Source organism: Pseudomonas sp. FJ2-5-13 (genome assembly GCF_029201605.1).
Classification (GTDB): domain Bacteria; phylum Pseudomonadota; class Gammaproteobacteria; order Pseudomonadales; family Pseudomonadaceae; genus Aquipseudomonas; species Aquipseudomonas lactis.
In genome coordinates this window covers 2,458,314-2,481,299 of sequence record NZ_CP104045.1, presented here as the reverse complement: position 1 = coordinate 2,481,299, position 22,986 = coordinate 2,458,314, and the positions used below count along the sequence as shown (strand labels likewise).

At 61.0% G+C, this 22,986-nt stretch carries 19 protein-coding genes; 12 read left to right on the top strand and 7 right to left on the bottom strand.

The window, feature by feature from the left end; translation table 11 throughout:
• Positions 1-4: 4 nt before the first annotated feature.
• From N2A98_RS10970 to N2A98_RS10955, 4 genes are all read right to left on the bottom strand, one after another.
• On the bottom strand, positions 5-2,260 hold the full coding sequence (locus N2A98_RS10970; protein WP_275623409.1) for an Orn/Lys/Arg decarboxylase N-terminal domain-containing protein: 2,256 nt from the start codon (positions 2,258-2,260) through the stop codon (positions 5-7).
• Positions 2,261-2,963: 703 nt separating this feature from the next.
• A complete protein-coding gene (gene dnaQ / locus N2A98_RS10965) occupies positions 2,964-3,704 on the bottom strand; it encodes a DNA polymerase III subunit epsilon (RefSeq protein ID WP_164692278.1) in 741 nt (246 codons plus the stop codon).
• Between the two features lie 145 nt (positions 3,705-3,849).
• Positions 3,850-4,302 carry a ribonuclease HI gene (gene rnhA / locus N2A98_RS10960; RefSeq protein WP_003173571.1) on the bottom strand — a complete coding sequence of 151 codons (453 nt, stop codon included), beginning with the start codon at positions 4,300-4,302 and terminating at the stop codon, positions 3,850-3,852.
• A 30-nt stretch (positions 4,303-4,332) separates the two neighbouring features.
• Positions 4,333-5,091 (bottom strand): methyltransferase domain-containing protein, encoded by a 759-nt coding sequence (locus N2A98_RS10955; protein WP_275623408.1) that lies wholly within the window; start codon positions 5,089-5,091, stop codon positions 4,333-4,335.
• Positions 5,092-5,156: 65 nt separating this feature from the next.
• Between N2A98_RS10955 and gloB the strand changes: the two genes are divergently transcribed.
• From gloB to N2A98_RS10915, 8 genes are all read left to right on the top strand, one after another.
• Entirely contained in the window at positions 5,157-5,924 is a 768-nt protein-coding gene (gene gloB, locus N2A98_RS10950; protein WP_069558993.1) for a hydroxyacylglutathione hydrolase, read from the top strand.
• 98 nt (positions 5,925-6,022) lie between these two features.
• Positions 6,023-7,423 (top strand): transglycosylase SLT domain-containing protein, encoded by a 1,401-nt coding sequence (locus tag N2A98_RS10945; RefSeq protein ID WP_044270010.1) that lies wholly within the window; start codon positions 6,023-6,025, stop codon positions 7,421-7,423.
• 540 nt (positions 7,424-7,963) lie between these two features.
• Entirely contained in the window at positions 7,964-9,793 is a 1,830-nt protein-coding gene (locus N2A98_RS10940; RefSeq protein ID WP_044270012.1) for an extracellular solute-binding protein, read from the top strand.
• Positions 9,790-11,628: an extracellular solute-binding protein gene (locus N2A98_RS10935; RefSeq protein ID WP_044270014.1), complete on the top strand. Its 1,839-nt coding sequence runs from the start codon at positions 9,790-9,792 to the stop codon at positions 11,626-11,628. Before N2A98_RS10940 ends, N2A98_RS10935 begins: the two co-directional genes overlap by 4 nt.
• On the top strand, positions 11,629-12,702 hold the full coding sequence (locus N2A98_RS10930) for a microcin C ABC transporter permease YejB (RefSeq protein WP_034135393.1): 1,074 nt from the start codon (positions 11,629-11,631) through the stop codon (positions 12,700-12,702).
• 1 nt (position 12,703) lies between these two features.
• Positions 12,704-13,723 carry an ABC transporter permease gene (locus tag N2A98_RS10925; protein ID WP_003190688.1) on the top strand — a complete coding sequence of 340 codons (1,020 nt, stop codon included), beginning with the start codon at positions 12,704-12,706 and terminating at the stop codon, positions 13,721-13,723.
• Position 13,724: 1 nt separating this feature from the next.
• Entirely contained in the window at positions 13,725-15,326 is a 1,602-nt protein-coding gene (locus N2A98_RS10920) for an ABC transporter ATP-binding protein (RefSeq protein WP_044270018.1), read from the top strand.
• Positions 15,327-15,361: 35 nt separating this feature from the next.
• Entirely contained in the window at positions 15,362-16,255 is an 894-nt protein-coding gene (locus N2A98_RS10915) for an AraC family transcriptional regulator (protein WP_044270020.1), read from the top strand.
• On the opposite strand, the gene N2A98_RS10910 is transcribed toward N2A98_RS10915, so the two are convergent.
• A complete protein-coding gene (locus tag N2A98_RS10910; protein WP_044270022.1) occupies positions 16,197-16,784 on the bottom strand; it encodes a LysE family translocator in 588 nt (195 codons plus the stop codon). The two genes, N2A98_RS10915 and N2A98_RS10910, sit on opposite strands and share 59 nt — an antisense overlap.
• Positions 16,785-17,480: 696 nt before the next feature.
• Here N2A98_RS10910 and N2A98_RS10905 point away from each other — a divergent pair.
• Complete coding sequence (locus N2A98_RS10905; RefSeq protein WP_044270023.1) at positions 17,481-17,972, top strand: GNAT family N-acetyltransferase; 492 nt, start codon at positions 17,481-17,483, stop codon at positions 17,970-17,972.
• Between the two features lie 329 nt (positions 17,973-18,301).
• Positions 18,302-18,700 carry a hypothetical protein gene (locus tag N2A98_RS10900; RefSeq protein WP_044270025.1) on the top strand — a complete coding sequence of 133 codons (399 nt, stop codon included), beginning with the start codon at positions 18,302-18,304 and terminating at the stop codon, positions 18,698-18,700.
• Between the two features lie 122 nt (positions 18,701-18,822).
• On the opposite strand, the gene N2A98_RS10895 is transcribed toward N2A98_RS10900, so the two are convergent.
• Positions 18,823-20,016 (bottom strand): YgcG family protein, encoded by a 1,194-nt coding sequence (locus tag N2A98_RS10895; protein ID WP_275623407.1) that lies wholly within the window; start codon positions 20,014-20,016, stop codon positions 18,823-18,825.
• Positions 20,017-20,147: 131 nt separating this feature from the next.
• Between N2A98_RS10895 and N2A98_RS10890 the strand changes: the two genes are divergently transcribed.
• A complete protein-coding gene (locus N2A98_RS10890) occupies positions 20,148-20,963 on the top strand; it encodes an alpha/beta hydrolase (protein WP_078802937.1) in 816 nt (271 codons plus the stop codon).
• A complete protein-coding gene (locus N2A98_RS10885; RefSeq protein WP_275623406.1) occupies positions 20,953-22,089 on the top strand; it encodes a PAS domain-containing sensor histidine kinase in 1,137 nt (378 codons plus the stop codon). Before N2A98_RS10890 ends, N2A98_RS10885 begins: the two co-directional genes overlap by 11 nt.
• Here N2A98_RS10885 and dapF read toward each other — a convergent pair.
• Complete coding sequence (gene dapF, locus N2A98_RS10880; protein WP_044270033.1) at positions 22,086-22,889, bottom strand: diaminopimelate epimerase; 804 nt, start codon at positions 22,887-22,889, stop codon at positions 22,086-22,088. The two genes, N2A98_RS10885 and dapF, sit on opposite strands and share 4 nt — an antisense overlap.
• Positions 22,890-22,986: the final 97 nt, after the last annotated feature.

The window sequence follows — 22,986 nt, the reverse complement described above, 5'->3', positions numbered from 1 at the left end:
TTCCTTAACCCTTGATGCAGTCGACGGTATAACGACGGCCACTGCCGTCATCTTCGTGTTGCAGCCCATGCACATCCGCGACAAAACCGGGGAAACTGCTATCGAACGTGCGGGCAAATGCCAGGTAATCGATGATCGAACGCGTTGACTCGGTGAAGCGTTCGCCAGGCATGATCAGTGGAATGCCCGGCGGGTAAGGCACCAGCATCACGGCGGCGATGCGTCCTGCCAAGGCATCGATAGAGACCGCCTCCACTTCGCCCCTGACCAACTGGTCGTAGGCGTCGGCAGGCTTCATCGCGATTTGCGGCAATACCGTATACATACGCTTGAGGTGCCTGGCCGTGGCATTGCTACGGTAACAGCTGTGCAACTGGTCGCAAAGGTCGCGCAGCCCCAGGCCTTGATAACGCGCCGGGCCTTGGGCATACACCGACGGCAAGCAACTGGCCAGGCTGACATTGGCATCGTAGCTACGCTTGAACTCCAGCAGCTCGGTGAGCAAGGTGCTCCATTTGCCTTTGGTAATGCCCATGGAAAACAGCACGAGGAACGAATACAGCCCAGTCTTCTCCACCACCAGCCCGCGCTCCCACAGGAACTTGCTGACCACTGCGGCGGGAATCCCGCACTCGCTCAAGGCTCCGCCGGCGTTGAGGCCAGGCATCACCAGCGTGACTTTGATCGGGTCCAGCAGCACGTAGTCTTCGACCACGTCGCCAAAGCCATGCCATTCATCCCCGGGGTGCAACAGCCAATCCACCGTGGCGACCCGGTCGATGCCTGCGACCGAGGGTGGTTGCCAGATGGAAAACCACCAGTCCTCGGCCGCGATATGTTGGCGCAAGTTAGCCAGGGCGCGACGAAAACTTAAGGCCTCGTCGAACATTTCCTGGAGCAGCGAGCGCCCGGCCGGGCCCTCCATCATCGCCGAGGCCACATCCAGCGACGCGATGATGCTGTATTGCGGCGAGGTGGAGATATGCATCATGAAGGCTTCATTGAAGCGGTCACGGTCCAGTTGCCGTGCGCCGCCGTCCTGCACGTGGATCATCGACGCCTGGCTGAAGGCGGCCAGCAATTTATGCGTACTGTGGGTGGTGAACACCAAGGGGCTGTCCGGCGTGCGCGAGGTGCCCATGCCATAGCGCCCGGCGAAGAACTCGTGAAAGGCGGCGTAGGCGTACCAGGCCTCATCGAAGTGCAGCACCTCGACACTGCTGCCCAACTGCTGCTTGATCAGTTCGGCGTTGTAGCACAGGCCGTCGTAGGTGGAGTTGGTCACCACCGCCAATTTCACTTTCGGTGGTCGCCCACGGGTCAAGGGGCTGGCGTCGATCTTGGCGCGGATCGACTCAGGGCTGAATTCGCTCAGGGGGATCGGGCCGATGATCCCCAGCTCGTTGCGCTCCGGGCACAGGTAGAGAGGGATCGCGCCGGTCATGATGATCGAATGCAGCACCGACTTGTGGCAATTGCGGTCCACCAGCACCAGGTCATCGCGCCCCACCATGGAATGCCAGACGATCTTGTTGGCGGTGGACGTGCCGTTGATCACGAAGAACGTATGGTCGGCGCCGAAGTTACGCGCAGCGCGGGCCTCGGCTTCGGCCAAGGGCCCGGTGTGATCGAGCAGCGAGCCCAGTTCGGGCACCGATACCGACAAGTCCGAGCGCAGGGTGTTCTCCCCAAAGAACTGATGAAACGCCTGCCCCACCGGGCTTTTGCGATAGGCCACGCCACCGCCATGGCCGGGGGTGTGCCAGGAATAATTGGAGTCGGCGGTGTGTTGCACCAAAGCCTTGAAGAACGGCGGTAACAGGCCATCCAGGTAAGTGCGTGCGGCGCGGGCGACTTGGCGCGCCAGAAACGGCACGGTGTCTTCGAACAGATAAAGGATGCCGCGCAGTTGGTTGAGCTCGCTCATGGCATCGGCAGGGGCGTTTTCCAGGGTGACTTGCTCGCCCAGCGCAAAGATCGGCAGGTTGGGTGCGCGCAGCCGCGCCAGGCGAATCAGCTCTACCATGTTTTGCAACAGATGGGTGTTTTCCCCGGCGCCTTCGGCGGCGATCAACATGCACGCCAGACCGTGATGGGTGGCGGCCACCAGTCGCCCCTCGGCGTAGTCCACCGCAGAAAAAATACTGAAGCCCTCCTGTTCCAACTCCCTGGCGATGCCTCGAACCCGGTCACCGGCAACGGTGTCGGCCTTGATGTCACGGTGCACGATCAGAACGGGGAACTTCAGGTCTTTATACATGAGCACTCTTACTCCGGAGGCTTTGCACAAGGGTAGAAGCTGGAAGCAAAAGTGGCGAATGAAGATTTCACAGGTGGTCGAGAGGTATCTCTAACTTCGGTACGGGGCTTAACCTGTGGCGAGGGAGCTTGCTCCCGTGACGGCCTGCCTGCCGACGCCTATCTGCCTGACACCCCACAATCCAAATGTGGGAGCTGGCTTGCCTGCGATGGCGGCCTCCCAGCCGATACCTATCTACCTGACACCCCGCTATCCAACTGTGGGAGCGGGCTTGCTCGCGAAGGCGGCCTAACAGGCGACGCAGTTATACCGGGTACATATCCATTCCTGCGGTAACGGCCGCTTAGGGTTCCGCCCTGACGGCGTCTTACTTTTGAAAAGCGCAAAAGTAAGCAAAACGCTCTTGCCCCACCACTCGGCACCTCGCTTAGGCTCGGTGTGCCCGTAATTCGCCAGTGATTTGGGGGGCCGCCGCCACGCGCCATCCATGGCGCGGGGCGGCTAAACCGGCATCCCTGCCGGTTTACCCCCCAAATCACTGTCGAATTACGGCCAGCGTGGTTTGACGGGGCGCTTGAGATCAAAAGCAGATCAAGATCAAGAGCGGCTCGCTTCGCATCGTGGTTACCGTCGGCTGTCAGGCCGCCATCGCAGGCAAGCCCACATTTGGATCGCGGGGCGTCAGATAGATAGGTGAACGCTGTTATTGCTGAGTGAGTTGCGTCCACAACGCCGGCGCGCCCGCCGCCTTGGCGATCGCCTCCAGCCGCGCCGCATGCTCGGCCAGGTCCTGCTCGCTGGCGCGGATGATCGGCGTCGGCTTGCGATCAGCCGGCAAGCGGCGGATTTCTGAAGGGCGGTTGCCCGAGCCCTCCGCCGAACCGCTGCCATCGGACGCATTACCGGCCAGGGACAGGCTGGTCTGCCCACCGGTCATGGTCAGGTAAACGTCGGCCAGAATCTCGGAGTCGAGCAAGGCGCCGTGGAGTTCACGGCCGGAGTTGTCGACGCCATAACGCTTGCACAAGGCGTCGAGGCTGTTACGTTGGCCCGGGTGACGCTCGCGGGCCATCATCAAGGTGTCGAGGATCGTGCAGTGCTGGGAGATGTCCGCACGGTCGGTCTGCCCCATCAGGGCAAATTCGTTGTTGATGAAACCGATGTCGAACGCCGCGTTATGAATGATCAACTGGGCGCCGTTGATGAACTCGAAGAACTCATCGGCCACTTCGGCAAAGCGCGGCTTGCCCTTGAGGAATTCATCGGTGATGCCGTGGACGCCAATCGCCCCTTCGTCACTGTCACGGTCCGGTTGCAGGTAGACGTGGAAGTGGCGGCCGGTAAGGCGGCGCCCCATCAGTTCGACACAACCGATTTCGATGATCCGGTGACCATCGGTCACCGGCATGCCGGTGGTTTCGGTATCGAGTACAACAGATCGGATGGCCATCAGGGTTCAGCTCTCAACGGTTCGGTACAGTTCAAGGGGCGGGATATTAGCACGCTCTGTAAACGAAGCGCCCCATGGCACCCAGCCACCGGTGAACACCCAACAGTTTTTTACAAGGTTTAGCAAACGTGCTGCTGATTCAGCTCTGCTTGTAGCCGCGCACTTCATCCACGCCACGGTTGGCCAACTGGTCGGCACGTTCGTTGCCTGGATGGCCAATATGCCCGCGTACCCATTTCCAGGTGATGTCGTGACGGTTGCACTGCTCATCGAGCAATTGCCACAGGTCGGCGTTCTTGACCGGCTCCTTGGCCGCCGTCTTCCAGCCGCGTTTTTTCCAGTTGACCATCCACTCGTTGATGCCCTTCATCACATATTGCGAGTCGGTCACCAGCAGTACGTTGCAGCGCCGCTTGAGTTCTTCGAGGCCGCGAATGGCGCCCATCAGTTCCATGCGGTTATTGGTGGTATTGGCTTCGCCGCCCCACAGTTCCTTCTCCACGCCCTTGCACACCAGCAAGGCGCCCCAGCCACCTGGGCCCGGGTTGCCCTTGCAGGCGCCATCGGTGAAGAGTTCTACGCTATCGGTCATCGGTTATTCGGCCTGAAATCAAAAAAAGGTTTACGGTTCGCTTTGTTCGCGGTTGACCTTGGCCAACGGCATCGGCACGAGCTTGCCGATCGGCTCGCGGCGTACTTGTTGCACCGGTCGCAGCCCGACCACGATCTTGCGTGCAACCAGTAAATAGAAGCCGCCACCCGACAGCTGCCAGGCCCCTGCGCGGCGTTCCCAACCGGCCAGGCGGCCCTGCCACTTGGCAGTCGCAAGCGGCGGACGATAGCACCCGAAGCGGCGTTTCTCCAGCGCGAAGCCCAGCAGGTTGAGCCAGTCGCCCACCCGTGAAGGCGCAATGCAACGCGCCTGGCGCAGCCCGTCATGGGCGAACACACGGCGCAGGCCCCAACTGCTCCAGGGGTTGATGCCGACAATCAGCAAATGGCCACCAGGGCGCACGCTGCTGGCCGCTTCGCGCAGCAAACCGTGGGGTGAGAGGCAAAAATCCAGGCCGTGCTGCAACACCACCACATCGGCGGCGTGCTCGCTCAAGGGCCAGGCCTGTTCCTCGCAGACGATTTCCACCCCCGGCAACGGCGCGCCCAGGCGCACATTGCGTTGCACCTGCGGCGCCGAGGGCGGCGTGTCGGCTGACGGCCCGTAATGCACCAGGTAGCCACCAAAGAACCGGCCCAGCTCGTCTTCGAGCATGCGCCGCTCTTCTTCCAGCAAAAACTGCCCAATCGGCCCGGACAACCATTCGCGGGCCGCGCTGATCAGGGCCAGCCACTCAGGATCGGCCTGGGCGAACGCTTTATCAGTCATTGCATTCTCCAACTCGCCTAGACGTTCTAAGATGCACCAATGTGTTCAGCTTGGCGAATCGAAGAATGATACAGATCAGTGCCCTACCCGCCTTCACCGACAACTACATCTGGTTGTTACAAGACCCCGCCACCCAGCGCTGCGCCGTGGTCGACCCCGGCGATGCCGCGCCAGTGCTGGCCTGGCTCAAGCAGAATGCGGCGTGGACCCTCAGCGACATCCTGGTCACCCACCATCACCATGATCATGTAGGCGGTGTCGAGCAACTGAAAAATGCCACCGGCGCCAAGGTCTACGGCCCGGCCAACGAAAAGATCCCGGCGCGGGATGTGGCCTTGCACGATAACGACCGTATCAGCGTGCTGGGCTGGGACTTCGACGTGTACGCGGTGCCAGGCCATACCCTGGGCCACATCGCCTTTTACCACCAAGGCGTATTGCTGTGTGGCGATACCTTGTTTGCTGCCGGCTGCGGCCGCCTCTTTGAGGGCACGCCCGAACAGATGTACAGCTCCCTGGAACGCCTGGCCGCCCTGCCCGCCGATACGCAGGTGTACTGCACCCACGAGTACACACAAAGTAACCTCAAGTTTGCCCAAGCCGTGGAGCCGCACAACGCCGACATCGCCGAACGCGTGGAAAATGTCGCCCAACTCCGCGCCCGTGGCGAGATGACGCTGCCATCCAACCTGGCCCTGGAAAAACGTACTAACCCATTTTTGCGCACCGCTGAAACATCCGTTAAACAAAAAGCGGACGAACGGAACGGCCGCGACAACCGCTCTGGGGCCGAGGTGTTTGCTAGCTTGAGGGCTTGGAAAGATAAGTTCTAACCAGATGCAATCTGATACGTAATTTCTGAATGGTTGACCGGAACCACAGCGCTTTCTAGAATCGCCCGACATTTTTGCCCGGAACTTACTTCCAGCCAATGTCGTCATCTATTCGTAAATCCATTTCTTCAGACGCATTGACCCGCCTGGCTCAAGCCGTGGCGGTGGCCGTTTCCGCAACTCTGGCGGGCTGCCAATCGACTCATTACGCTGCACAATCCACCGTGCAACCCAAACCGAATCTTGCTGCCAAGATCAAGCAAAAACCTATTTGGCTATCAGAGAAGCCTAGCCCCGAAGTGCCCCAGGATGTCTGGGAACGCATGCGTCGGGGCTTTCAATTGCAGGACGGTGTCGGCGTCAACCCGCGTATCGAGCAACAGCGCCTGTGGTTCGCCAGCAACCCGTCCTTTCTGGAGAATGCCGGCGAACGCGGCAGCCTCTATATTCATTACATCGTCGAACGCCTTGAAGAACGCAACATGCCCCTGGAGCTGGCGCTCCTGCCAGTGATTGAAAGTGCCTACAACCCAATGGCCTATTCGCGCAGCGATGCGGTCGGCTTGTGGCAGTTCATTCCCTCCACCGGGCGCTACTTCAACCTGCGCCAGACCCGCGCCTACGACGGCCGCCGCGACATCACCGCCTCCACCACCGCCGCCCTGGACTATCTGACGCGTCTGCATGACATGTTCAACGGCGACTGGCTGCTGGCCCTGGCGGCTTATAACGCCGGCGAAGGCACGGTCAGCCGGGCAATCGAGCGCAACGAAAAACTCGGCCTGCCCACCGATTACTGGAACCTGCCCCTGCCCCAGGAAACCAAGGACTATGTGCCCAAGTTCCTGGCCTTGTCCCAGGTGGTACTGGCGCCTGAAGCCTACGGCGTCAACCTGAACCCGATTGCCAACACGCCGTACTTCGAAGTGGTTGAAGTCAAGCAAAGCATGGACCTGTCACGGGTTGCCGCGCTGGCCGAGATCGACGAAGACGAGCTGTTCCAGCTCAACCCGGCCTTGAAACAACGCACCACCCTGGACGGCCCCCAGCATCTGCTGGTGCCGACCTCCAAGGCCCAGTTGCTGACCAGCACCCTTTCGACGATGAAGCCGGAAGAATTGCTGAGCATGCGCCCGAAAAAGCCGGTGTTCGACGAAGTCGAGACCAAGGCCGTTGCAGGGCGCACCCGCAACTACAAGGTACGCAGTGGCGACAACCTCACGCTGATCGCCAAGGCCAACAAGGTCGATGTGCATGACCTGCAGCGCTGGAACAAGCTCAACGGCCAGGCCCTCAAGGTCGGCCAGACCCTGGTGATGCAGGACACGCGCAAAGTTGCGGCGAAAAAACCGGTGCAGTACAAGGTCAAGAAAGGTGACTCGCTGTACATGGTGGCAAAGCGCTTCAACGTCGAGATGCAACATCTCAAGCGTTGGAACCCGCGCACCGGCCAGGCACTGAAGCCAGGCCAGATGCTGGTGGTTTCCGGGCCGCGCTAAGGCCTCAGGCATTGTGGGGAACCCATGTGGGAGCGGGCTTGCCCGCGAAGGCGGCCTTACAGCCGACCAGAACGTTGGGTCTGACCGGGTATATATCCGTTATTTAGGTAACGGCCACCTAGGGTTCCGCCCTGACGGCGGCTCACTTTTGAACAGCGCAAAAGTAAGCAAAACGCTCTTGCCCCACCACTCGGCACCTCGCCGGGGCTCGGTGTGCCCGAACGCAGGCTTGAATCCGTGGGCCGCCGCCACGCGCCATCCATGGCGCGGGGCGGCTAACCCGGCGTCCTGCCGGGTTACCCACGAATTCAAGCCTGCGTTCGGCCAGCGTGGTTTAACGGGGCGCCTGAGATCAAGATCACAAGCAGATCAAGAGCAAGAGCGGCTCGCTTCGCATAGTGGTTAGCGTTGAGCACTACAGCGTTGTGTAGAGACCGATGCACATGGGCCTATAGCCAATTTCAAGATGCTTTTTCCAACCGGAACAAGCTGTTACTGTACCGATCATAAAGCCCAAGCCGCCCGGATCGGATCTCTGACTTGAAGCGTCCCCTCCTTCTACTAATAAGCCTGGCCTTGAGCTTTGCGGCGAACGCGACGATCACCGAGAGCCACGGTTATGCGCAGTTCGGCACACTCAAGTACCCGGCCAAATTCACCCATTACGATTGGGTAAACCCTGCAGCGCCCAAAGGCGGGACATTGCGGGTGATGGCATTTGGCACCTTCGATACGCTCAACCCCTATACCTTCAAAGGTTCAAGCCCGGTTTCCACCGCCAACTTCCTGCAGTACGGCGTCAACGAGCTCAATGAACCCTTGATGGTGGGCACCGGGCAATACGCGCCGTCCGGCGATGAGCCCACCTCCAGCTATGGCCTGATTGCCCAATCGGTGGAATACAGCGAGGACCGCAGTTGGGTGGTGTTCAACCTGCGCCCCGAAGCGCGCTTTCACGACGGCAAGCCGATTACCGCCGATGATGTGGCGTTCTCCTATCGCACCCTGCTGACCGAAGGCCACCCGCAATACCGCACCAACCTGCAGGAAGTGGCCCGGGTCGACATTCTCAACCCACACCGTATCCGCTTTGTGTTCAAGCGTGCCGGCAACCCCTTGCTGATCCTGCGCCTGGGCGAGTTGCCGGTGCTGCCCCAGCACTATTGGAAAAACCGTGACTTCAAGGCCACCACTTTCGAACCGCCCCTGGGCAGTGGGCCTTACCGCATCACCAAGGTGGCGCCTGGGCGGCAACTGGTGTTTGAACGGGTCAAGGATTACTGGGGCAAAGACCTGCCGGTCAACCAGGGTTTCTATAACTACGACAAAGTCGAAGTGGAGTTCTATCGCGACAGCGACGTGGCCTTTGAAGCCTTCAAGGCCGGTGAATTCGATATTTATATCGAGCATCAGGCCAAGAACTGGGCCACAGGCTACAACTTCCCGGCGGTCAACCGCGGCGATGTGATCAAGGCGCAGATCGCCCATCAGATCCCCACCCAGAGCCAGGGCCTGTTCATGAATACTCGGCGACCGGCATTCAGCCAGGCCAAGGTCCGTGAAGCCCTGGGGTTGATGTTCGATTTTGAATGGACCAACCGCACGCTGTTCAGCAGCGCCTATAAGCGCTCGGTGAGCTATTACCCCAACAGTGAATTCTCGGCCACCGGCCTGCCCGTGGGCCATGAGTGGTTGATGCTCTCGCCCTACCGCGACCAACTGCCGGCCGCGCTGTTTACCCAGCCGTTCAACTTGCCGCACACCGACGGCCGCGGCATCCCCCGCGAAACCCTGCGCCAGGCTCTGGCCCTGCTCAGCGAGGCCGGCTGGAAACTGTCGGGGCAGCGCCTGCTGGACAAGGACGGGCAACCGCTGCGCCTGGAAATCCTGCTGGTCAACCCGAACCTTGAGCGCATCCTGCAACCTTATGTCGAAAATCTGACCCGCATCGGCGTCGACGCCCGCTTGCGCACCGTTGACCGCGCACAGTACAAACAGCGCCTCGATCAATTCGATTTCGACATGATTCTGATGACCCTCAACCAGACCTTGAGCCCCGGCCTTGAACAGTGGCAGTACTTCCACTCCAGCCAGGCCGCGATCAAGGGCAGCAAGAATTACGCCGGTATCGCCAACCCGGTGGTCGACCACCTGCTGGACCAACTGCTGGCGGCGCAGACCCGCGAAGAACAACTGGCCGCCGGCCGCGCCCTGGACCGTGTGCTGCTGTGGCAGCACTACAGCATTCCCAACTGGTACCTCAACTATCATCGCCTGGCGTACCGCAACCGGTTCGCCTTCGTCACCACGCCGCCCTATAGCCTGGGCCTGAGCGCGTGGTGGCTGAAAGCTTCGGAGAAAGCCCAATGATGTCCTTGCGTACTACCCTGCTCGCCAGCCTGTTGCTGTGCACCGCGGCGCACGCCGCGCCACAACATGCGCTGACCCTCTACAACGAGCCCCCCAAGTACCCCGCCGACTTCAAGCATTTTGACTACGTAAACCCCGACGCCCCCAAGGGCGGCACCTTCCGCGAATCGGCCATGGGCGGCTTCGACAGCCTCAACCCCTACATCAGCAAAGGCGTGCCAGCGGACAACCTGCCGCTGATCTACGACACCCTGGCCACGCAGAGCCTGGACGAACCCATCACCGAATACGGCCTAGTGGCTGGCAAAATCGAAAAAGCCCCGGACAACAGCTGGGTGCGCTTCTACCTGCGCCCCGAAGCGCGCTTCCATGACGGCCACCCGATCCGCGCCGAAGACGTCGTATTCACCTTCCAGACCCTGATCAAGGAAGGCAACCCGCTGTACCGCAACTACTACGCCGACGTCGATGAGGTGGTGGCCGAAGACCCGTTGCGCGTGCTGTTCAAGTTCAAGCGCACCAACAACCGCGAGTTGCCGTTGATCCTTGGGCAGTTGCCCGTGCTGCCCAAACATTGGTGGGCGAGCCGGGATTTCTCCAAGGGCAACCTGGAAATCCCCCTGGGCAGCGGGCCTTACCAGGTGGCGGAGGTCAAGCCGGGCCGCATGATTCGCTACGAGCGCGTCAAGGATTATTGGGCCAAGGACCTGCCGGTCAATAAGGGCTTCTATAACTTCGATACCCGCATCACCGATTACTACCGCGACAGCACCGTCTCCCTGGAAGCCTTGAAGGCCGGGCAGTTCGACTACTGGCTGGAGTTCAGCGCCAAGAACTGGGCCAATGCCTACAACATTCCAGCGGTGAAAGAAGGCCGCTTGATCAAGGAAGAAATCCCCAACGGCAACCCCACCGGCATGCAGGGTTTTGTGTTCAACATGCGCAAGCCGATGTTCCAGGACGTGCGGGTGCGCAAGGCCATCAGCCTGTTGCTGGATTTCGAATGGAGCAACAAGCAGCTGTTCAACGGTGCCTACACCCGTACCCGCAGCTATTTCGAAAACTCGGAAATGGCCGCCACCGGCTTACCCGGTCCGGACGAGCTGGCGATCCTTGAGCCGCTGCGTGACAAGATCCCTGGCGAAGTCTTCACCCAGGCCTTCGAACCGTCCCACACCGACGGCAGCGGCATGATTCGCACCCAACAGCGCGAGGCCTACCAACTGCTGCAAGAGGCAGGCTGGAAGATTGTCGACGACAAAATGGTCGACAGCACCGGCAAGCCCGTGACCATCGAGTTCCTGCTGGCCCAGACCGAGTTCGAGCGCATCCTGCTGCCGTTCAAGCGCAACCTGGCAGACCTGGGCATCGACCTGGTGATTCGTCGCGTGGACGTCTCGCAGTTCATCAACCGCCTGCGCTCGCGCGACTTCGACATGCTGGTGGGCAGCTTCCCGCAATCCACCTCGCCGGGTAACGAGCAGCGCGAGTTCTGGAAATCCTCCAGCGCCGACAAGCCCGGCAGCCGCAACTACATGGGCCTCAAGGACCCCGCCGTCGACCAGTTGGTGGAAGAGTTGATCGACGCCGGTTCGCGCCAGAGCCTGATCGCCCACGCCAGGGCGCTGGATCGTGTGCTGCAGTTCGGTTACTACGTGATCCCCAACTGGCACATCAAGACCTTCCGTGTTGCGTACTGGGACCACCTGGGCCACCCCAAGGTCTCGCCACGCTACGACGTCGGCACCGCAACCTGGTGGGCTAAACCCGACGTCAAACCGGCGGTATCCCTCGACACCACGCAGAACGCCGATGCGGCGAGCGGAGGCAATTGAATGCTGGCCTATATTGCTCGCCGCCTGTTACTGATCATCCCCACGCTGTTCGGGATCCTGCTGATCAACTTCGTCATCATCCAGGCCGCGCCCGGCGGCCCGGTGGAGCAAATGATCGCCAAGCTCGAAGGCTTCGACGGCGCCACCAGCCGCATTGCCGGCGGCGGGGCCGAAGTCGCGGTGGCCGGCTCCAGCTATCGTGGCGCCCAAGGCCTGGACCCGGCGCTGATCAAGGAAATCGAAAAGATGTACGGCTTCGACAAGTCGGCGCCGGAACGCTTGTGGATCATGGTCAAGAACTACGCCCAGCTGGACTTCGGTGACAGCTTTTTCCGCGACGCCAAGGTCATCGACCTGATCAAGGAGAAGATGCCGGTGTCCATTTCCCTGGGGTTATGGAGCACCCTGATCATGTACCTGGTGTCCATCCCCCTGGGGATCGCCAAGGCCACGCGCCACGGCAGCCATTTCGATGTGTGGACCAGCTCGGCGATCATCGTCGGCTATGCGATCCCGGCGTTCCTGTTCGCGATTTTGCTGATTGTGGTGTTTGCCGGTGGCAGTTATTTCGACTGGTTTCCCTTGCGCGGGCTCACCTCCAACAACTTCGACGAGTTGAGTTGGGGCGGCAAGATCCTCGATTACTTCTGGCACCTGGCGCTGCCCGTCACCGCCCTGGTGATCGGCAACTTCGCGACCATGACCCTGCTGACCAAGAACAGCTTTCTCGACGAGATCAACAAACAGTACGTGGTCACCGCCAAGGCCAAGGGCCTGACCAACCGCCGCGTGCTGTATGGCCACGTGTTCCGCAACGCCATGCTGTTGGTGATCGCCGGTTTCCCTTCGGCCTTCATTGGCATCTTCTTTACCGGCTCGTTGCTGGTGGAGGTGATCTTCTCCCTCGACGGCCTGGGCCTGATGAGCTTTGAAGCGGCGATCAACCGTGACTACCCGGTGGTGTTCGGCACGCTGTTTATCTTCACCCTGCTGGGGCTGATCGTGAAACTGATCGGCGACCTCACTTACACCCTGGTCGATCCGCGTATCGACTTTGCCAGCCGGGAGCATTGAGATGAACCTGTCCCCCCTCAATCGCCGCCGGTTCGAGCGGTTCAAGGCCAACAAGCGTGGCTGGTGGTCGCTGTGGCTGTTCCTGGTGTTGTTCGTGCTGAGCCTGGGCGCCGAGTTGATCGCCAACGACAAGCCCCTGGCAGTGCACTTCGACGGCGGCTGGTACTTCCCGGCGCTCAAGCGCTACCCGGAGACCACCTTCGGCGGTGAATTCCCGCTGGAAGCCAACTACAAGAGCCCGTACATCCAGGAACTGCTCAAGGCCAAGGACGCCTGGACCCTGTGGGCGCCGATTCCGTTCAGCTACCAGAGCATCAATTACGACCTGAAAGTGCCGGCCCCGGCGCCGCCGTCCTCGGTCAACCTGCTGGGCACCGATGACCAGGGGCGCGATGTGCTGGCGCGGGTGATCTACGGCTTTCGCGTGTCAGTGCTCTTCGCCCTGACCCTGACCATCCTCAGCTCGATCATCGGCGTGATTGCCGGCGCCTTGCAGGGCTTTTATGGCGGCTGGGTCGACCTGGCCGGGCAGCGTTTCCTGGAAATCTGGTCCGGCTTGCCGGTGCTCTACCTGCTGATCATCCTGGCCAGCTTCGTGCAGCCCAACTTCTGGTGGCTGCTGGGGATCATGTTGCTGTTTTCGTGGATGAGCCTGGTGGATGTGGTGCGCGCCGAGTTCCTGCGTGGGCGCAACCTGGAGTACGTGCGAGCGGCGCGGGCGCTGGGCATGCAGAACGGCGCGATCATGTTTCGCCACATCCTGCCCAATGCGATGGTCTCGACCATGACCTTCCTGCCCTTCATCCTCACCGGCGCCATTGGCACCCTCACCGCCCTGGACTTTCTCGGCTTCGGGCTGCCGGCAGGTTCGCCGTCGCTGGGTGAGCTGGTGGCCCAGGGCAAATCCAACCTGCAAGCGCCGTGGCTGGGCATGAGTGCCTTTGCGGTGCTGGCGATCATGTTGAGCTTGTTGGTGTTTATCGGCGAGTCCGCTCGCGATGCGTTCGACCCGAGGAAATGAGATGAATCCGGACAATCTGATCGAAATCCGCGACCTCAGTGTCGAGTTCGTCACCGGCGAGCATCATCACCGCGTGGTCAACCACGTCAGTTTCGACATCAAGCGCGGCGAAACCCTGGCGCTGGTGGGTGAAAGCGGTTCGGGTAAATCGGTCACCGCCCATTCGATCCTGCGCCTGCTGCCCTACCCGTTGGCCAGGCATCCGTCTGGCACCATCGAATATTCCGGGCAAGACCTGCTGACGCTCAAAGAGAAGACCCTGCGGCATATACGCGGCAATCGTATTGCGATGATCTTCCAGGAGCCGATGACCTCGTTGAACCCGCTGCACTCCATCGAAAAACAGATCAACGAAGTGCTCGGGCTGCACAAGGGCCTGACTGGCAAGGTCGCCACCCAGCGCACGTTGGAGTTGCTGGAACTGGTGGGCATCCCCGAGCCCCACAAACGCCTCAAGGCGTTGCCCCATGAGCTGTCCGGCGGCCAGCGCCAGCGGGTGATGATCGCCATGGCCTTGGCCAACGAGCCTGAGCTGTTGATTGCAGACGAGCCGACCACCGCCCTCGACGTCACCGTACAGTTGAAGATTCTGGAATTGCTCAAGGAGCTGCAGGCGCGGCTGGGCATGGCGCTGTTGCTGATCAGCCACGACCTCAACCTGGTACGGCGTATCGCTCACCGCGTTTGCGTGATGCAGCAAGGTTGCATCGTGGAACAGGCCGATTGCGAGACGCTGTTCCAGTCGCCCCAGCATCCCTACACCCAGGAATTGCTCGCGGCGGAGCCCAGTGGCGGTCCGGCCAACAACACGGTCGGCCCACCGCTGCTGGAAGTGGACGACCTGAAAGTCTGGTTTCCGATCAAAAAAGGCTTTTTGCGCAACACCGTGGATTACGTCAAGGCCGTGGACGGCATCAACTTCAGCCTGCCCCAGGGGCAAACCCTGGGCATCGTGGGTGAAAGTGGCTCGGGCAAATCCACCCTGGGCCTGGCGATTTTGCGCCTGATCGGCAGCCAGGGCGGGATTCGCTTCGAAGGCCAGCAACTGGACCGCCTCAGTCAACAGCAGGTGCGCCCGTTGCGCCGGGAAATGCAGGTGGTGTTCCAAGACCCGTTCGGCAGCCTGAGCCCGCGCATGTGCGTCAGCGAGATCGTTGGCGAAGGCCTGCGCATCCACAAGATGGGCACGCCCGCCGAGCAGGAAGCGGCGATTATCGCGGCGCTCAAGGAAGTGGGCCTGGACCCCGAATCCCGGCATCGCTACCCCCATGAATTCTCCGGTGGCCAGCGCCAACGCATCGCCATTGCCCGAGCGCTGGTGCTCAAGCCGCGCCTGATCCTGCTGGACGAACCCACCTCGGCCCTGGACCGCACGGTACAACGCCAGGTGGTAGAGTTGCTGCGCGGCTTGCAGGCCAAGTACAACCTGACCTACCTGTTTATCAGCCATGACCTGGCGGTGGTGAAGGCACTGAGTCACCAATTGATGGTGGTCAAGCAAGGCCAGGTGGTGGAGCAAGGCGACGCCCGGGCTATTTTTGCCGACCCGCAGCATGCCTATACCCGGCAGTTGCTCAAGGCGGCTTTTCTGGTACCGGCCTGACGTAACGCGGATGCAAATGCAGGAGTACTAACGCTATGTCGCCGAGCCCTATCGCCCGCCCCGCAGACACGCCGCGCTTCTGGCGCGACGAACGCCTGCCGTTCATCGAAGCGCGCACCATCGCCGACGGGCGCAAGGTCACCTACATCCGGCACGCCCACGAGCATTTTTCCATCGGCGCGATCACCACCGGCTGCAGCTATTACCACTACGGCGCGCACACCTTCGACATCAGCGCCGGCACCGTGGTGCTGATGAACCCCGGCGATGTGCATGCATGCAACCCCATCCATGACCAGCCCTGGTCCTACCACATGCTGTACCTCGACACGCCTTGGCTGACCGACCTGCAATACCAGTTGGGGTTCAGTACCGACCAGGGCTACCGGCCCTTCGACACGCCCCATACCCGCGACACCGCGCTGTACCACGGCTTGCTAGACCTGTACCGCACACTGGTGGATGAACAGGCCGAGTTGCTGCAAAAACAGAGCGCGCTGGTGAGTTACTTCACCGAGGTACAACAGCGCCTGAACCCTTCGTTGGCGCCGGTGCGCGAGGTCAATCACAAACTGGAACGCGCCGCCGACTACATCCGCGCCCACTGCACACAAGCCTTGAAACTCGAAGACATCTGCCAGGCCGCCGACTTGTCGCCGTCTTACCTGATCCGCGCGTTCAAACAGTATTACGGCTTGACGCCCCACGCCTACATGGTCAACCGACGCATCCAGTTCGCTCGCAGCCAACTGCGCAATGGCGCACTGATTGCCGACGTCGCCCTGGCCGCGGGCTTTGCCGACCAGGCGCATTTCCAGCGCACCTTCAAACAACACTTCGCGGCCACGCCGGGGCAATACCGCGAGAACCTCAAGCCATCAGCAAATAACCCACACTGGCCACCAGCAACGCGGCCATTGAGCGGTTGAACAGGCGCACACCTTTGGGGTTGTTCAAGTAGCGGCGCAAAAACGTCCCCGCATACGCCCAGCACGCCACCGACAGGTAGCAGATCACCAGGTAAAGCGCGGCAAACAACCACACCTGCGCCGCATCGCCATCGGCCACAAACAAGCCCATGCCTGCCACACACGCCAGCCAGGCTTTCGGGTTGAGCCACTGCATGATCGCGCCGTACAGCATCGACGGCGCGGTCTGTGCACCATCAGCGTCCAACCGGCCATCATCCACCGCCAGCTTCCAGGCCATATACAACAAGAACGCGACTCCGCCCCAACGGATCAATCGGATCAGGATCGGCCAGCGCACCAGCACTTCATGCAGCCCCAGGCCAATCAGTACCAACAACAAGGTGAAACCTACGGCGGCGCCCAACACATGTTTCTGGCTGGCGACAAAACCGAAACGCGCGCCGGCACTTAAAGCAACCACATTAACGGGGCCCGGGGTGATGGACGTGGCCAGGGCAAAAGCGGCCATGGAGAGAATCAAACTCATTACAGTTCCTTGTGTGATGCCAACGATATTGAGATCACGGTAACGCGCACAAAGACGGGAGGTATTGAAGAAAATGCCCCTTTGTCTTTCAGAATGGGGGCTGTTCATTTGCACACCACCGGACCTGCTCTACCGGTAACCACGATGCGAAGCGAGCCGCTCTTGATCTTGCTCTGCTTTTGATCTTAGGCGCCCCGTCAAACCACGCTGGCCGGAATTCGACAGGGATTTGGGGGGTAAACCGGCAGGGATGCCGGTTTAGCCGCCCCGCGCCATGGATGGCGCGTGGCGGCGGCCCCCCAAATCACTGGCGGATTACGGGCACACCGAGCCTAAGCGAGGTGCCGAGTGGTGGGGCAAGAGCGTTTTGCTTACTTTTGCGCTTTTCAAAAGTGAGCCGCCGTCAGGGCGGAACCCTAAGTGGCCGTTACCGCAGGAATGGATATGCACCCGGTACAACTGCATCGCCTGTCTGGCCGCCTTCGCGAGCAAGCCCGCTCCCACAGTTGGGTCGCGGGGGGTCAGGTAGGTAGGCGTCTGCTGGCAGGCCGCCATCGCAGGTCAAGCCACAGTTTGATTGCGGGGCACCAACGTTGAACCTCCCGCTTGAGCCTTCAGGGCCAGAGGCCTTACGGTGCCAAAGGAGCAACGTTTCTCTATGATGTGGCCTTTGACTGAACATCCCTGGAACCGCCCATGCCCACCCTCACCTTGCGCAACGCCCTGCCCACCGACGCCGCACGCTGCTTTGAAATCGAAACCACCGCCTACGAGGGCGACGAAGCCGCAACGCTTGAAAAGATCACCACGCGCATCGCGCAGTACCCCGAGGGCTTTTTGATCCTGGAGGAAGATGGCGCAGTGGTGGGTTTCATCAACTCAGGGTGCGCCCATGAGGTGGTGATGTCGGACGAGGCCTTCAAGGAGTTGGTGGGCCATGTGGCCGAGGCGCCGAATGTGGTGATCATGTCGGTGGTGGTCGACCCGGCCCATCAAGGCAAGGGGTATGCGAAAAGGCTGATGACCGAGTTCGTGCAACGCATGCAAGCGATGGGCAAGCGCACCCTCCACCTGATGTGCAAGGAGCAGCATGTGCCGTTGTACAGAGCAATGGGCTACACCTATGTGCGCCCTTCGCCGTCGGATCATGGGGGTATGGCGTGGCATGAGATGGTGAGAATGCTTTGATGCAAGCCGTTACACGAGTGATTGCAAAAGTGTTTCCAAGCGTGAAGCCGCCAAAAAACCTGCAACGACCCAGTGTGTTTCAGTGAGTGAAAACCTGGCACTGCGCTGCCCTATCTGACAGCCAGCCTGACTTTTCGGCGCGTGGGCCGGACTGCACCTATAGCCTTTTCACTCACTCGAAAACCCACGCCCGATGCGGTTTTACGTTGTTACACCCAGCCAAAACAGACCTCGTTGAGCGCCTGCCCCTGGCGCTGTAGCCTGCGAAACGCCCTGTCAGGATCCCTTCCTGGCAGGGTCAACTTCCTAGTGATCATAGAGGTGCAATCATGTCTTCAATCAGTGACTCCATCCCATTCGTACCCGCGTACCAGCCCGCTGGCAAACACCCTATCGATAACGATGTACCCAGGACAAACCCTCTGGACAAACAGGCGGGAGAAGATGCCGAAGTGTCCAATGGCAAGGGCGGCTGGAAGAGCATTGGCAATGCGACGCGCGACCACGCCAACCGCACTCGGTTGGATCGCAACTTCTTGCCTTCGGACAAAAAGATCGTCGATGACTCCAAGGTCAATACCCATATCCAATATCACGGCAGCGGCACCCTGCCCGCCTTCTCAACTTCGGATTACAAGGCCTTAGACGACTCCCCGTCCAATACCCATCGTGAACCGATCGACTTCGAAATAAAACCTGACGGCATCGGCGGTTGGACCAAGGCGTGACAACTCCTCTGCTTTTGACCTAAGCCGCCGTAGTACCCAGGGCTTTGCCGAACACCCCATACCCATTAGCTTCAACTGGTATGGTGGGCGGCTGTTCCGCTATGGGACAGCCGCCGAACCATCTACCAACTGCCGGAAGCCCCCCCGCCACCGCTGGAACCGCCACCGCCCGACGAACTGCTGCTGGAGCTGGAGCCGCTGGAACCTGAACTGGACCCGCCACCGGAGCCAGAACCTTCGCCGACCTTGCCAAAGATAATCAGCGCAACAAACGATGCGATAGGAAACGCCAGCAACCAGGCGTCGCGATCACCGTCCATCACCCGCCCCGCCACCCCATACACGGCCATCACCGCCAGCAGCTGTACGGCAAAACCTGCGCGGCTGGTGCGCCAGGTCTCCCTCATGATCAGCAGCAGCACCAGGTACAAGCCCAGTACCACCAAGACGCCCAATGGCCACAGCAGCCAATGGATGAAACTGACGTCCACGTACTGGTTTGCCACCACCAACCCGAGGATATAAGCCAGCAGCCCGATCACGCCGTAAAACAGCGTACGTACCTGCCACAACGCGCCGAATATCGCGCCGCCAATCAACAACGTCAGCGGCACTACAAACAGAAACATCGGCCAATCCCGACCACCTGCCAGCAGCGCCAACAACAGCGTGGCCGCTACTGCGATGATCAAGGCCCTGCGCCAGTGCAACTTACCGGCAGCGATCAGTACACCGGTGAGCGCCCCCAGGAAAAACGCCGCCAATATCGCGATAAATTGGGGGTTGAGCCCCGGCCCGGCCCTTTCAGGCAAGTCGCCGCCGTCCACCAAGACGACCAGCGCGTTCACGCCTTGCTCGATGCCTGCGGCAAAGTCACCCGTCCGAAACGCCGGCGTGATCTGTTCTTCAATGATGCGATGGGCCAGCAGGTCGGTGACAATGCCTTCCAGGCCGTAGCCCACTTCGATGCGCACCTTGCGGTCGTTCTTGGCCACCACCAGCAGGATGCCGTCGTTGACGTCGTGGCGTCCCAGTTTCCAGGCGCGAAACAGTTGGTTGGCGTAGCTTTCGAGATCGGCGCTGCCGGTGGTCGGCACCAGCAATACAGCAACCTGCGCGCCTTTGCGTTGTTCAAGGTCGGCGAGTTGTTGCTTGAGGCGCTCGGCGGTGCCCGAGTCGAGAGTGTTGGTCAGGTCAATGACCCGTTGATCAAGGGCAACCCCAATGGGCGAGGTGTCCGCATGCGCGGCGATCAACAGGCTGGAAAATACCAGGGCCAGTAGGCTGAACACCGATTGCCGCACAAGTACGATCATGTATGGTTACCTGAAGTCTCTCCCTGAAGGCGCCGACTTTACCTTATCTGCACGCAAACGCGTGACCCAGGGCCTGCGACTATCTAAACTGCCGACAAGCTGCATAGCAATTAGCCATCTACGGGACCCCCATGGACCTACGTCACCGAAACCATGTACATGTGATGGGCAACGGTCCCTCGACGCTGGTGTTTTCCCACGGCTTTGGTTGCAACCAGGCCATGTGGAATGCTCTGGCACCGCACTTTCTCGAACGCTTTCGCGTGGTGCTGTATGACCTGGTCGGCGCCGGCCTGTCGGACTTGAGTGCGTTCGACAAAGCCAAATACAGCCGCCTGGATGGCTACGCCCATGACCTGAACGAGATTATCCACGCCTACGCCCAAGGCCCGGTGATTCTGGTGGGTCACTCGGTCAGCGCGATGATCGGCACCCTCGCCGACCGTTTCATCCCGGGCCGCATTGCCGCGCACGTGATGATTGGCCCATCGCCGCGCTATATCGACACCGATGAGTATGTCGGCGGTTTCCAGCACCGCGACATCGACGACCTGCTCGACACCCTCGACAGCAACTACCTGGGCTGGTCCAGCGCCATGGCCCCGGTGATCATGGGCGCGCCGACGCAGCCGCACCTGAGCGAGGCGCTCACCGAGAGTTTCTGCCGCACGGAGCCGGACATCGCCAAGCAGTTCGCCCGCGTGACCTTTCTGTCGGATAACCGCCAGGATGTGTTCGGCCTGACTACCCCGGTGCTGATCCTGCAATCGACCGAAGACCTGATCGCTCCCGTGGCCGTGGGTGAATACCTGCACGCCGTATTACCTAACAGCACTTATTGCCTGGTCGAGAATGTCGGCCATTGCCCACACATGAGCGCCCCCCAGGCGTGCGCAACAGCGATGGACCGCTTCCTCGCCCCTTGGGCGGCTGCCGATGCCCGCTGATTCACTGTTTGACAGCGCGGCCTGCGCGCTGGCGGTGACGCAGGAAGATGGCACGATCCTGCACGTCAACCCGCGCTTGTGCGATTGGCTGGGCTTTACCGCCGCCCAACTGCTGGGCCGGCGTTTCCAGGACCTGCTGGCCATGGGCGGGCGGATTTTCTACCAGACGCACCTGGCACCGATGCTGCGCATGCACGGCAGCGTCACCGAGGTGAAGCTCGACATCCGCCATTGCGACGGGCACAAGGTCACCGTATTGCTCAATGCCACCCGGCGCCAGCAGCCCGACGGCGTGATGTACGACCTGGCGCTGTTCGGCACCACCGACCGTGACAAGTACGAGCGCGAACTGCTCAATGCCCACAAGCAGGCGGAAGCCCTGCTGCAGGAAAAAACGGCTACGGAACTGGCCCTGCAACAGGCCCAGGCCGAACTGAGCGAGGCCTATGCCATTGCCCAGCGCCGGGCGTTGTTTGCCGAACAGATGGTGGCGATTGTCAGCCATGACCTGAAAAACCCTCTCACGGCGATCCGCATGGCGTCCGACTTTCTCCAGCGTGGCGAGCGCACGGCCAAGGAGCGCCAGTTGTTGGGGCACATCGGCCAGTCGTCCGAACGCGCCCACCGCATGATCGCCGACCTGCTGGACTTCACCCAGGCCCGGGTCGGCCAGGGCATTATCATCAAGCCGCAACCGCTGGACCTGCACAGCGTTATTCATCGCAGCGTCGACGAACTGCGAGTGGCCTTCCCCAAGGCCACGCTGGTGCATCACGCCGAGGGCCAGGGCGACGCCTGCCTGGACGCCGACCGCGTGCAACAGATGATCGGTAACCTGGTGGCCAACAGCGTGGCCTATGGCGACTTGCTGCAGCCGATCACCATCACCTCGCGCCTGGGCGACAACACCTGCGAGGTTGCGGTGCACAACCACGGCCCCGCGATACCCCAAGCCTTGCTGGCCGGGTTGTTCGAACCCATGACCCGTGGCACCGACCAGGGCAGCGACGTGCGCAGCGTGGGCCTGGGCCTGTATATCGTGCGTGAACTGGCCAGGGTGCATGGCGGCGATGTGGCGGTGAGTTCCTGTGCGAGTGCCGGCACCACGTTTACGGTGAAGTTCTAGTACAGGTACGCGGTGCCCTGCATGATCGGCTCGACACGGCCGGTCAATATCACCCCGCCCTGCCCGTCCCATTGCACCGTGACCGCACCACCATCGCATTCGACTTCCACACACTCATCAAGCAGCCCGCGCCGGATGCCGTTGACCACCGCCGCGCAACAGCAGGAACCGGACCCCTGCGGCACACCGCCGCCACGCTCCCAGATACGCAGGCGGATATGGCTGCGGTCCAGCACTTGCACGAAATGCACATTGGTCCTGACCGGAAACAGCGGGTGAACTTCCAGCGTCGGGCCCATGGCCTCAATATCGAGCGCCGTCACATCCTCCACAAAAAACGTGCAATGCGGGTTGCCCATGCTGCACGCCGCCGGCTGGCCGTCGATAGGCAACACACAGGTGTCCATCGCCCTGTCCAGGGGCACCGACGCCCAGTCCAAGGAGGGTGGGCCCATGTCCACCGACACCCGCTGCCCATCAGCACGTGTGCATCTCAGCAAGCCACGGTCGCTGCGCAGCACGATGGTGTCAGTGCCAGCCTCATGCATCAGGCGATCAGCCACGCCACGCGTCGCGCTGCCGCAGGTGTGCAGGCGTGTCCCGTCCGGGTTCCAGAACTGAACGCGCGCGGCGGCCTCCTCACAGTCGAGCACCACCGCCAGTTGATTGAAACCGATGCCGAAGCGGCGGTTACCCAGGTAGCGGGCAATCTGCGCAGTAATGGGGTTATCCTCGCCACGGCGGTCGACGATGATGAAGTCGTCGCCGTGGGCGTGCATCTTCACGAACGGCAGGGTCATGGGCGCTCCTGTGAGTGAAATGAGCCGAGCGGTTCTAATACCACTGTAGGAGCGAGCTTGCTCGCGAAAAACTCACAGGCGCCGCGTTTATTCAGGG